We start from the raw sequence: 11972 nt of genomic DNA, 5'->3' as shown, positions 1-11972 counted from the left end.
TACTCCGTTAAACAGATGCTTCATGAACAAACAAGCAGACAATTTTATAGAGTTACACAGCTCATACAATTGCCGCAACTCATCGGCTAAGCACAAGCCGGCATTTGCACATTGGGAATCCACGCCACCAATACCACATAGGTGTTGACGGCCGCCGCCAGTAGCAAGGTAACAAGGTAGACCATTACATCGCGCTTAAAATTGCTGTTGCCGGGTAAATTCAGCCGAAGAAATTCCCGGTGCCGATCTTTAATCTCGCCCAAAGCGATCAACTCCCGATGGGCCCGAAAAGTACCAAACAGAGCCAAAGCAAAAGCCAACAACGGTGGCCAAATGGCCCACCAGGTAATGACAAAAACCACTTTGGGGTAGAGATAGGGAACCACAGAAAGAAAAGCCACGGCAAAGGTTAACTTGTAGATATTGTTCCAAATATGGGTGTGCCGATATTGATACTCTGGCCAATAGGGCGACTCCTTCTCAATATCGCCAATTACGGAGTGCGTAGAGCCACCACCCGAACCACTTGCGTCAACCATAACCCTGGCTCCTGTATCTGCAATCTAAGAACTTAACTCAACAGAATGCGATTCTAGCAATAACATTTAGCTGGCTCTCGTTTACCTCAGTGAATTTGCAGCAGAAAAACTACCACGCCGTTTACCATTCAACCGACAATAAAAAACCCCAGCGAGTGCCAGATGAACACTCACTGAGGCAAAAGTCTAGTCGCTCACATCATCAATAATCTGCAGAGCTATTTCGGCAAACCTATATCGACAAACCTATTTTTGATAAACCTATTTTGACAAACCATAGGTAGAGAGCTTTTGCGCGGGGAACAGAAGCCAATATCGCTATAACACAGTCTCACCCTACCCAGCAGCATGGGCCACGAACCGTGTCACTAACAGCGACAGCGTTAAAACTATCCAAATTAGAGAGCCATGTAAACTTAGACGACAGCTAAAATAGAATTATTTTTGTCGTTAACATTGGAGTGAATATAGAGAAAACCAGTTATTAAATTTGGTCACAAGCAGTCGAATGAATAACCGTCATTAACAGAAAAGTGAATAGGCTAATCAACTTTTCAAATAACACAATCGGAAAATTGCTTCACTCAAGCAGAAACTGTCCAACAGGCAAAGGGTGCGCCTCTGGATCGCGATTAAAACAACCACTAAGCGGCCGCAAACCAAGCCAAAATTAACGTTAGTGAAATGGGCGATAGCAGCGTGGAAATTAAAATGGCATTAGAGGTAACAGCGGTTTCGCGGCGGTAATACTCCGCAGCCATAAACGGCCCGGTGCCGGTGGGCAACGCCGCCACCAAAACCGCACACTGCATGGCGTAGTCGGGTAGATGAAAAACATAAACCGCCAACAGATAGGTCAGTAGCGGGTGCACAATTAATTTGGTCGCCACCATCACCCCGCTGGTTGCGGAGAGTAATCCCCGACCACCGGCCCGGCCACCCAAAAAGAGACCAATGGTTACCAGGGCACAGGGCGCCGCAGAATCACCCAGTAGTTTGAGAGACGCAGCCACCGGTTGCGGCAACGACCAGTTGAAAACCGGAATGACCAGGGCTAACAAGGGTGCCGCCACAATGGGATTACTGAGCACCTTTTTAACCACCATCAGGGCAAGCTGGCCACCAGCGCGCTGCGACTGTAAACCCGCTTCAATCAATGTAATACCCACCGCAAACAGCAGGCATACGGTGATCAGAGTGGCAATCATTACCGGTTGCTGGGAATCGCTACCAAATACCGCCAACAGCAGCGGAAAACCCATATAACCGGTATTGGAGTAGCTGGTATTAAGGCCATCAACAGCGGCATCGGCCAGCGCCCGTCGACGCCGGCGTTGAACAACAATGGTGGCCACAAAAATGGCAAAGGTGGCGAGTGTATAGCAGAGAATAAAATCCGGCTGCCAAAGGCTGGCCCACTCGGCCTCGGCAACGATATCAAACAGCAGCGCCGGTAGCGCCAGCAGTACCACAAACCGATTCAGCTCGGCGGCGGCAGCATCTTTTACCCAGCCCACCCGCCGGACCAGCCAGCCGCAGAGGATCAATGCAAAAATCGGTAGAATCAGGGCGAGTATCGAGAGCATAAAGGGAACGGCACAACCACAAATGGGCGACTACAGTAACCGACTCCCACCAACTGTGCCATTAGCTATTGGTGGCAGAGTGGATAAGCGTGCACAGGATGCCCGAACCGCGGCCGAGTTATATGGATATAGCCGAATCGGCTGGGAAGCGGCTCTCCTCCAACCCGGCCTTAGGGACCACATTAATTGCTGCGGCCCCCTCTGGCCGAACAATCACCTGATCGAGCTGCCACTCACCCATGACTTTACTGGCCATCAGATAAACCATGCCGGTGTTAAGGCTGCCGGTAATGGAGTATTGCAAGGCGGCAGAGCCCTCTGGGCCACTGGTGGAGACGCTGCCCAGCACAAACCAACCAGGCTCAATGGGCTCGCCAATTACCGCCACGACCGCAGGGCTGCTATTCACCGCCGCCCAAGAGAGCTGATAAGCCTCGCCCATCATCAAGCGCATCAGGAAGAAAACAAATGTCGCCATTAAGGCAAACACCAGCAACGCCAGTAATAAGCCCAGTAAAATCCATTTTAAATTTCTAACCATCTCACCCTCATCTCAGTGTTACTGCCACAGCGCAAACGTTCACTCGTGCGGGAAATTGTTTACCGCTACTAAACAACAGCGACATCAAGCCCCCTATTTAATTTTATTTAGCGAACAGCCGTCATTTGGGCTGCCTGATAATAGCGCCGGCAGTTTCATTAATAAATTTTTCCGTTAAGGCGATATTAACCGTGGTTGGACCCACCACAAAGGCGCGAATGGCAGTGCCCAACAGCGTTATCGCAACATACACAACGATATAAGTTTCCAGTTCAAAAAAATCGGCCTGCAAGGCCCGTAGGAAAATAATAGGCGCGGCCAACGCCAGCAGGTACTTGTAGCTGGCCAGCGCTTGTTTGGCCAACCGAAATTGCACTAACGCTTTCTCAGTGGTAGTCATGAAGAGACCCTTTGTATTCGATCAATATCAAGAGACCCCATTCACAGCCACAGCAACCAGGCCAAATACATGGCCAAGGCAAAAGCCAAATGCATGGAAAGATTAATCGCTCTTATCAACCAAGGCTTTGGTGCCTTCGCTGCAAACAGGCCCAACCCCAAGCCCGGTTGCATAACCAACCAGGGTGCTGCCAATGTCGCCAAGCCAAACAGCAACGCCGACCCTAAATTGGGGGCAACACCCAAAATACTCTCCAAAATAAACAGGTAGAGCAAACCGTAGCTAATGCCAGTGAGGTAGTGCACCACCCAGCCCAGTGCCAGTTCGTGCTTTACCGCCGGCGTTGCCGAAATGGGTGAGTGGCGATAACGGCCACGAAAGAGATAGGCCACCCAACGACCGATCATGGCCCAGTCGCTAACCGGCAAGCGCAACGCGTATTTAACCACCAGCGCCCAGAGATCCATCCCCAGAGTGCCGATTACACCAATAACCAACCCGCTCACTAACATGCGTCGGCTCCAGAAAATAAATTGAATAATGTAATGGCTTTACAGCCGGCGTGATTTTTTAGCCACCGGTGCCAGATCTTCCAGCTCGAAGCCTTCAACCAAGGTCTCCTGCAACTCAATAATGTTGCCCTCCGGATCCTTGCCGTAAATCGATTTCACCACGCCCATATTCGCAACCGGCGTAGCACGATGAAAGCTCATGCCAAGTCCTGCCAAGCGTGCCATCTCCGCTTCGATATTGATTACATCCACAGAAAAGTGGGTATAGCCTTTATCGTTGGCGGCTTTTGCCTGGCGGCTACCGGGCTCCGGCTGAGTAAATTCAAACATCTCCAGGTAACAGCTACCCGCCTTTAAGGTGGTAACCTTACCAACGCTGCCCTTGATACCAATAATGTTGTCCATATTGTTATCGTTAGCCCAGGCGTGGGGCCGGCTGGCAATGGGCTCAAAGCCAAACGCGGCCCGGTAAAACTCGATCATGCGCTCCATATCGTGCACATGTACCGCAATATGGTGTATGCCTCTTATCATTTTTTCTCCCTATGGCTTTAACACACTGGTCGTTGTTATTGGTGTTTTATATTTTGGCAATGTGACCATCCGGCAACTACATCCGGCAACTAAATGCGACCCCATGACTCGCATCAGCCCGCTGGCTATGCTTCTGCTGTGTGGAGAACGCTTTCTATCTCTCATTACTGCGTGGTTAAGGTTGCTGGGGGAATGGCATAGGTACCCACCACATGCACCACCGGTTCACTATTGCCTTCCGAATAGAGCAGCACCTCACCGGTAGCCAGGGTACGGCCAACCTTGAGCAACTGGCAGCGGCCAATAATCGCAGCCTGGGCCGAGGGTTTACGCAAAAAATTAATGGTCAGGCTCGAGGTCACCGCCAGCGGCACAATGCCAATCTCCCCCAAAATAGCCACATAGAGGGCGACGTCCGCCACCGTCATCAACACCGGGCCCGAAACCGTTCCCCCAGGGCGCAGCTCATCGTGGCCAATGGCGTGCGACACAGTAGCGGTACCAGGGGTTAAATCCTCCAGCACACATTTGCTCTGCGGAAACTCCGCCGCCATAAACGCGGCCGCCTCAGCTTTGGTTGCGGTCATTGACTGCTCCTGACTATTCATGTGGCAGGCGATTATTAAAAAGGGGCACTGGCCCAAGTTAACAATTGCTAGAGTGTACGCTGCAAATGTTCCACTAAAAACTCCACCATCACCCGCACCTTCAATGGTAAATAGTGACGCGATGGATAGACCAGCCAGACGGCATTATCAAAACTTTGCCGGGCCACCTGGTAGTCGGGAAAGAGCGCTACCAAATCACCACGCTGGATACTCTCTGCCACCAGCCAATCGGCCAGCAACACAATACCCATGCCAGCCTCGGCACAGGCTAACACAGCGGCGGAGTTGGTAATCAGGTACCGGCTCCTGACCGGCACACTCTCTATTTCCCCCCGGCTATCTTTAAACAGCCACTTGGCTTGTACCTCTCCCCGGTGGAAGAGTAAGCAGTCTCGCCCGGTGAGCTCCTGCGGGCTGCTCGGTACACCCTGATGATTTATATACCCAGGGCTCGCGCAAACTCGAAATTCCAAATTATTTAATCGACGTGCAATCAAGCTGGAATCGTTAAGAGCCCCCAGGCGGATGGCGAGATCAATATGTTCCTCCACCAGATCCAGCTGCGCATCGGTCATGACCAGCTCCACCTCCAGCTCCGGGTAGCGGCGGGCAAATTCCGGCAGCAAAGGCACAATGCAAGTCTGCGCATATACCGTGGCAGCGGTTAAACGCAGCCGCCCCTGGGGTTTGTTGTCGCTATCTTTGATCAACTGGCAGGCACTCTCCACCTCTTCCACCAGTGGCCGAATACGCTCACAAAAGCGCTCGGCGGCCTCCGTTGGTTCCAGCTTGCGGGTAGTGCGGTGGAATAGGCGAATCCCCAGTTCATTTTCCAACTGGGCAATGGACCGGGAGACGGACGACGGCGCCAGGCCACGCAGGCGGGCGACGTCTGCAAAGTTTAAAAACTGCATAACGTCGACAAAAATGGCGAGTACTTTGGTATCCATTATTGCAATTTATGCACTTTATAATTGCACATCAACCAGTTTATTGCGAAATAAGCACTAGTTAACCTGCTCCTGACCTTTCAACCACTCGCCTCAGGAGCAAAGATTATGTCCAGTTCTTCCTATCTCCACGAACTCACCCAACTTGAACAACAGTTGGAGGGGATGCTACCGCCCGACAAGCTGGCGATCTTTCGCCAAGACGCCGCCGCGCTGGCCGCCGCTTACCGCAGCCCCCTTAAACTCACCGCCGGCAGCCAGGCCGCCGATTTCGCCCTGCCCCACGCCGATGGCCAGGTGGTGAAACTCTCTCAGCTGCTGGCCCAGGGCCCGGCGGTGGTGGTCTTCTATCGCGGCGTCTGGTGCCCCTACTGCAACCTGGCGCTGCGCACCTACCAGGCGGTGCTGCCCGAGATAAAAGCCGCCGGCGCCACGCTGATCGCCATCTCCCCCATGACACAGGACAACTCCCTGGAGACCATCAACGCCAACGAGCTCGATTTTTATGTGCTGAGCGATATCGGCAACCAAGTGGCCAGGCACTACACCACCATTATTAAAAATCCGATGCCCTCAATGCAGGCGATGACCGAACTCGGTTACGACTTTTTCAGCTACTACGGCGACGACAGCGCCGAACTGCCCATTCCCGCCGCCTTTGTCATTGCGCCGGATGGCACCATCGTCTTTGCCGAGGCGGAAGATGGAGACTACCGCAAACGCACCGAAGCCTCGGCCATACTCCAGGCGCTGGCCACCATCAACACCACCGCAGGGAGTTGAGCCATCATGCGCATCGCTTTATTAGGGGTCGGCGCCATGCATAGCCGCATGGCCAAAAATCTGATCCGCGCCGGGTTTGACCTGGCGCTCTACAACCGCACATCAGAAGCCTGTGCAGATTTGACAGCGCTGGGGGCGAAGGCCTACGCCACCCCTTGCCTGGCTGTGGAACAGGCCGATGTGGTGATAGCCATGGTCACCGACAACGACGCCGCGCGGGCCGTTTGGCTGGCACCGGAAACCGGCGCCGTTCACGGCCTCAGCCCTCGACATATCGCTATTGAGAGCAGCACCCTCGGCGTTGACTGTTGCCAGGCTTTGGCGGCCGCTATTCAGCCTACCGGTGCACAGTTTATTGATGCGCCGGTAATGGGCAGCCTGCCCCACGCCGAACAGAGGCAACTGATCTACCTGGCCGGCGGTAACCCGCAAGCCATCGCCCAAGTGCAGCCGGTGCTACAGGTGAACGCCAAAACGGTACTGCACGTGGGCGAACAAGGCGCGGGGATGAAATTAAAACTGGTGGCCAACACCCTGTTTGCCCTGCAACTGGCGGCCATGGCGGAGCTAATGGGCGTGCTGCAACAAACCGGGCTACCACTGACCCAGGTGGCACCACTGTTGGAACAGCTGCCGGTGACCAGCCCGGTAATGACCGCAGCCCTGCACCTTATGCGCAAGGGTCAGTTCGCGCCGCTCTTTCCGGTGGATTTGGTGGTTAAAGATCTGGGCTACATGGCACAGTACGCCGCCGATGCAGCCGCGCCAGCACCACTGGCGGAGCAGACCGCAGCGGTATTCCAGCAGGCTCAGTTTGAGGGGTTGGGGTGGGAAAACATCACCAGCGTTATGAAGCTCTATTTGGAAAGTAGATAAATTGCTGACTGGATAATGGGTAAGCTATTAGCTGCCTGTCCGTTCCAAATCAGTCAGCAACAAGGTACACACCCTAAGCAGCGCATCCCATTCGGCTTGGGTCAGATCAGGATAAGACTCTTGCAGCTCGGCCGGAATGGCGCAGCCTTCGGCGCTATTGGTAATGCCCGATAGCAGCCGGCCGCTGGCCGTACCCAGGCCGATATATTCCTCCTCCTGCACCACCGCGATATTGGCTGTGCAGGCGAGGTTATCGTCGGTACTGGAGCCATACGCCAATATCGCCTGCGATAACGCATCGCGGCCGCGACTATTAGCCCCGCTATTAACGGCCTCTGCCAATAATTGAGTGAGTTTATTCATACGGTTATCGTTTTTTGTATCGCGTTAAGGAGGCGAAGCGCCAAAAAGATTCTCACAACTGTACCATCCCATATAGACCCGGTGTTTTTTAATCTTTCCCGAGTCTATCTCCATCACCTCTAACACATCAAACTGCTGCCCATCCGGGGTTTCGCGCGGGTACTCCCACACCAGGGTTTTACCATCGGTAAAATAGTCGCCCGTTCGAAACCAGTTAATGGGCTTATCGGATCTGATTTGTGCAGCCTTCTCAAAAAATTGCTCAATAGCCGGCCTGCCCCGCAGTACACCGAGGCTACCGCCTAAAATAATAGGGATTAATGGGCTTTCAAACAGCGCATCATCACTATACAGAGCAGCCAAAGCCTTAATATTTTGTACTTCAGCGTACGTATGCCATTTTTTAAAAATTCCGTCTATTAAGTCGTTCATGGGCATTTCCAATATCGTATTTTGCCAATGTAAAAAAACAGTGTGGTCCCTTGTAATACCAATGGTTTTCATTGATATCGCATCCAATGACGTCCCACACAAAGATGGTAAACAATAGTGAAACAGTTAGAGCCTCTAGCACACCCATCTCGGCCAGCCCTACGCCCACTTTTTAGGCGAATAACAACGGGGAATAAAAAGGAAAGAATAGCAAATATTGGCAACTTTATATTACTCATCCAGATAAGCACAGAGCTACCATAGTGTGAAACGAGATTTAACCTCCAACATTAAAATCAGGTTGAACTGAACGCCGTCAACTCGAACTAACATCATAGAGTCGGCCTGCCCGCTTCCGGCCAGCTCTTCATTATCCATTTTCGAAAGAAAAGGAGAAGGCGATGAAAAAACGACAAAGAAACACTCGGTTCAGTATGCCAGTCATGCTGGTGCTGTGCGCAAGTGGCAACGTGATGGCTGGAGGGCTATTTGCACCTGAGTTTTTTCCGGGTGACTTTTCAACACCGCTCACGATCAACAACCAGTACTGGCCTTTGCCCGTTAACACAGCCTACGTATACTTCAGCGAAACCGCAGACGGCTGTGAGTGGGACGAGGTCGATGTCACTAACCAGATACGGTTCATTGATGGCATCAACACCCGGATTGTGCTCGATCGGGTCTGGCTGGATGAGTCAGAAAACTGTGCGGACCAACTCAATGTTTATCCCAGCGGCTTCCCCTATGGCAATTTGGCCGAGATTACACAAGATTACCATGCACAGGATGACTCCGGTAATATCTGGTACCTAGGTGAACACACTCTCGACATGACCATCGCACCGGCAGAGTGTGAAACCTATGTTTACGGTACTGATGCCATTTTTCCGGCCTTGAACGTCTGCCTGGATGGCTCCTTTATCGCGGGTGAAAACGATGCACTTGCCGGCATTGTAATGATGGCCTCGCCCTCAAAAGGTGACTTCTACCAGCAGGAATTCGACCAGGAAAACGCCGAGGACTGGGGAAAGGTGCTCAATTTCGTCACGGTTGAGGATTCAGCAGGAGGGCAGTATGCGAACTGCCTGGAAACCAAGGAGTGGAGCCCTCTGGAGCACGGTGCGATTGAGCACAAGTACTACTGCCCAGAGGCCGATGGCGGACGTGGAGCGTTGCTGCAGGTCAAAGAGGCTTCCGGCGGCCCGACCGTATGGACCAACCTGATCGACGTTCACGCGTTTGCACCTTAAGTAGGAGTATCAGCAATCAGAGGCGGAGCCCTATTAATTACGATAATCGTGAATTGAGATTTCTTTAGCTCAGGCGTTAAATTCGCGGTGAGTACGGACAAATAGATGTAGGGCTCCACCTCTATAATATGCTCTGCCGAACCCACAATAGAAATTAATAATAAAATTAATAAGACACCCCATAAAAAGACTTGATACTTACGACAATTACTGTATTTTTAACCAGTATTTCAGGCGCAGTCCAACCGATAGGTTTGCATATGGCAAGAGCTCGGAAACTTCAAGTATCTTTAGATGCCACGCCATACTACCACTGTACCTCCCGGTGTGTCCGGAGGGCCTTTCTCTGTGGTGAGGACCACTACTCAGGCCAATCTTACGAGCATCGTCGGCAATGGGTTGAGGATAGACTCCTAGAGCTTGCTAACGTATTTACTATTGATCTGTGCGCCTATGCCGTGATGAGTAACCACTTACATGTGGTACTACATGTTAATCAAGATCTAGCCAAGTCCCTATCCCATAAAGAGGTTTGTGACCGTTGGCATCAACTCTATAAGGGTACTCTCCTTACGCGAAAGTATGCCAACGGTGATACGTTATCAAAAGCAGAACTTGATGCTGTCAATGTAAAGATTGATCTATGGCGCCAACAGCTGTGTGATATTAGCTGGTTTATGCGGGCACTGAACGAACCCATTGCTCGTCAAGCCAATGCTGAAGATCACTGCACCGGGCGCTTTATGATTTCCATCCATGGCAATCACCCTCCGGGCCAGCTAAAGCTGTTCAAATTCATTCCGGATGAATTTGTGGGAGGGGCGATTCACTTCACAAGCCCTTTTGGATGAGTGGGCATTGTTGGCCTGTATGGCATACGTAGACCTTAATCCTATAAGGTCCAAACTGGCGAAAACACCAGAGGCGTCTAGTCACACATCGATTCAAAAACGAATTCAGTCGCTACCACTAACACCACCTAAACCGTCAAACTTATTGCCATTTACCGGTAACGTCCGTGACGATACCCCTATCGGAATTCCATTTAATTTTTCTGATTATTTAGAGCTGGTGGACTGGACCGGCCGAGCAATTCGGGATGATAAGCGCGGGTTCATTCCTAACGGACTCCCTTCAATATTAAGCCGCCTAGAAATACCACCCGAACGCTGGCTATGGTTAACTACTCAGTTTGAGCAAATGCACGGGTTTGTAGGATCACCCAAACAAATTAGAGCTATTGCCGAGATGCTCGGTTACCAGCGCACCCCGGGTATTACTCAAAACCAACGACTATTCAATTAGCCTTCTCCACACGCGTAAGGAGAGGTCCGCCTCAAAGCTTTTCTTATTACCTTCTAGTTTAAATTAACCTAGATTAACCGATGATTTTGGAATTCCACTATTGGGGAACACCAGAATTATTTATATTTAATACGATATTCAAGTGCTCCTGCTTAGCTAAATATTTGGCTCTTCTTAATGTGGGTGTCTTGTTAATTGTAGGCTGTCCAGTGCAATGCGTTTTTTGCATTGCACGATTGTGCTTGGCCTTGTTATGTGTTGACACTACGCCCACCTGATTTCTGTTTACGATACACCGAGAAATACCATGCACCAGTAGCTGCGGCCAAGCCCATTGGGGCATAGGTTAAAAAGAACCCCGAATTTATAAAGGTAGCCGACGTAATATTTATACCCAGAACGAAAAGCACCAAAACAGAACCAATTACGCCTGCAAAAGCATAGATAAAAAACCAAATGTATACATTTAGGTGCAAATATTTCTGGAGAAATAACAAAGGCAGACCAAAGAGCAACGAAAAAACATACGCAAAAGGTAGCGCCATGCCACCGTACAAAATGCTTGCTATGCCTCCACCGGCTGTAAAGGTCACTACGACCATGACAGACATTGCGCAGAATGCGGCAATTACACTAAATGTATGTAGATCTCTCAGCATGATTTACACATAACGCCCGGCACTGAGGCAGTTTTGGAGTGGAACGGTTTGCGCGACTATGGCGGAGCCATACGCAAAACGAGCCACGGAAAAACTGTCCGCCTGCCGCCGTTTGTTATGTTTTACCATGACCGAGCTTCCTTTGAGCGCTTTTTAGCCAATGCGAAACAACCAAATGCAATAAGAATACCTATGCCGGCCTTACTTGCACCCGCATAGATACCCCAAACACTCGCCAAAGCTGAGCAGCTACCAAATAGGTAAAGTGTAAACGGCGATAGAATGCCCTTGCCTTTACTCGCTCTGCCAAATAGCAGAGAAATACCTACGAAGATAATGGGGATGCCGACAACAATACTTAAAACCAATGAAATATCATTGCCGCCCAAATACGACAGCGCCAAAGAACCCAAACCAAGAACTAAGCATACAACTCCAAGCACTCGGCGTGTCGTCGGCGATACCTCTTTTATTAATTCTTGATCACTGAGCATATCTATTCAGAAACATAACGACCGCAACAGGGGCAAACTTGGAGCGCAAGCGGAAAGTTTGTCCCTGCCTGGTTGCGCTTGTTAGAAATTTGCCATAAGAGAATTGAAAAGGCGAACAAACCTAGCGCGAACACACCAAG

At 51.0% G+C, this 11972-nt stretch carries 15 protein-coding genes and 1 pseudogene; 4 read left to right on the top strand and 12 right to left on the bottom strand.

Annotation, left to right across the window (positions count from 1 at the left end):
* Positions 1–86: 86 nt before the first annotated feature.
* From SBL51_RS21060 to SBL51_RS21025, 8 genes are all read right to left on the bottom strand, one after another.
* Complete coding sequence (locus tag SBL51_RS21060) at positions 87–539, bottom strand: hypothetical protein (RefSeq protein ID WP_317933142.1); 453 nt, start codon at positions 537–539, stop codon at positions 87–89.
* A 644-nt stretch (positions 540–1183) separates the two neighbouring features.
* Positions 1184–2125 carry an AEC family transporter gene (locus SBL51_RS21055; protein ID WP_317933141.1) on the bottom strand — a complete coding sequence of 314 codons (942 nt, stop codon included), beginning with the start codon at positions 2123–2125 and terminating at the stop codon, positions 1184–1186.
* 118 nt (positions 2126–2243) lie between these two features.
* The gene (locus SBL51_RS21050) at positions 2244–2666 is read right to left on the bottom strand and encodes a cytochrome c oxidase assembly factor Coa1 family protein (RefSeq protein WP_317933140.1); all 423 of its coding nucleotides are present in this window, start codon (positions 2664–2666) and stop codon (positions 2244–2246) included.
* A gap of 121 nt (positions 2667–2787) precedes the next feature.
* Positions 2788–3066, bottom strand: a complete 279-nt coding sequence (locus tag SBL51_RS21045; protein WP_317933139.1) for a hypothetical protein — start codon at positions 3064–3066, stop codon at positions 2788–2790.
* A 41-nt stretch (positions 3067–3107) separates the two neighbouring features.
* On the bottom strand, positions 3108–3578 hold the full coding sequence (locus SBL51_RS21040; protein ID WP_317933138.1) for a DUF2938 family protein: 471 nt from the start codon (positions 3576–3578) through the stop codon (positions 3108–3110).
* Positions 3579–3617: 39 nt separating this feature from the next.
* On the bottom strand, positions 3618–4112 hold the full coding sequence (locus SBL51_RS21035; protein WP_317933137.1) for a VOC family protein: 495 nt from the start codon (positions 4110–4112) through the stop codon (positions 3618–3620).
* Positions 4113–4276: 164 nt separating this feature from the next.
* Positions 4277–4699, bottom strand: coding sequence for a PaaI family thioesterase (locus tag SBL51_RS21030; protein WP_317933136.1), 423 nt, complete (start codon positions 4697–4699; stop codon positions 4277–4279).
* A gap of 68 nt (positions 4700–4767) precedes the next feature.
* Positions 4768–5670 carry a LysR family transcriptional regulator gene (locus tag SBL51_RS21025; protein WP_317933135.1) on the bottom strand — a complete coding sequence of 301 codons (903 nt, stop codon included), beginning with the start codon at positions 5668–5670 and terminating at the stop codon, positions 4768–4770.
* A 108-nt stretch (positions 5671–5778) separates the two neighbouring features.
* Here SBL51_RS21025 and SBL51_RS21020 point away from each other — a divergent pair, with 108 nt between their 5' ends.
* Complete coding sequence (locus tag SBL51_RS21020) at positions 5779–6453, top strand: peroxiredoxin-like family protein (protein WP_317933134.1); 675 nt, start codon at positions 5779–5781, stop codon at positions 6451–6453.
* A 6-nt stretch (positions 6454–6459) separates the two neighbouring features.
* Positions 6460–7329: an NAD(P)-dependent oxidoreductase gene (locus tag SBL51_RS21015; RefSeq protein ID WP_317933133.1), complete on the top strand. Its 870-nt coding sequence runs from the start codon at positions 6460–6462 to the stop codon at positions 7327–7329.
* Positions 7330–7356: 27 nt separating this feature from the next.
* On the opposite strand, the gene SBL51_RS21010 is transcribed toward SBL51_RS21015, so the two are convergent.
* Both SBL51_RS21010 and SBL51_RS21005 read right to left on the bottom strand, forming a co-directional pair.
* Positions 7357–7692 carry a hypothetical protein gene (locus SBL51_RS21010; protein ID WP_317933131.1) on the bottom strand — a complete coding sequence of 112 codons (336 nt, stop codon included), beginning with the start codon at positions 7690–7692 and terminating at the stop codon, positions 7357–7359.
* Between the two features lie 24 nt (positions 7693–7716).
* Entirely contained in the window at positions 7717–8124 is a 408-nt protein-coding gene (locus SBL51_RS21005; RefSeq protein ID WP_317933130.1) for a nuclear transport factor 2 family protein, read from the bottom strand.
* A 401-nt stretch (positions 8125–8525) separates the two neighbouring features.
* On the opposite strand from SBL51_RS21005, the gene SBL51_RS21000 reads away from it, so the two are divergent.
* Together SBL51_RS21000 and SBL51_RS20995 are read left to right on the top strand one after the other, a co-directional pair.
* Complete coding sequence (locus SBL51_RS21000; protein ID WP_317933128.1) at positions 8526–9374, top strand: hypothetical protein; 849 nt, start codon at positions 8526–8528, stop codon at positions 9372–9374.
* Between the two features lie 260 nt (positions 9375–9634).
* A pseudogene (locus SBL51_RS20995) lies at positions 9635–10679 on the top strand (transposase).
* A gap of 251 nt (positions 10680–10930) precedes the next feature.
* On the opposite strand, the gene SBL51_RS20990 reads toward SBL51_RS20995, so the two are convergent.
* Both SBL51_RS20990 and SBL51_RS20985 read right to left on the bottom strand, forming a co-directional pair.
* Positions 10931–11338 (bottom strand): hypothetical protein, encoded by a 408-nt coding sequence (locus SBL51_RS20990; protein ID WP_317933127.1) that lies wholly within the window; start codon positions 11336–11338, stop codon positions 10931–10933.
* A gap of 122 nt (positions 11339–11460) precedes the next feature.
* Entirely contained in the window at positions 11461–11832 is a 372-nt protein-coding gene (locus tag SBL51_RS20985; protein ID WP_317933126.1) for a hypothetical protein, read from the bottom strand.
* Positions 11833–11972: the final 140 nt, after the last annotated feature.

The organism is Halioxenophilus sp. WMMB6 (assembly GCF_033283405.1).
Lineage (GTDB): Bacteria > Pseudomonadota > Gammaproteobacteria > Pseudomonadales > Cellvibrionaceae > Halioxenophilus.
This window is presented reverse-complemented; position numbering and strand designations above follow the sequence as displayed.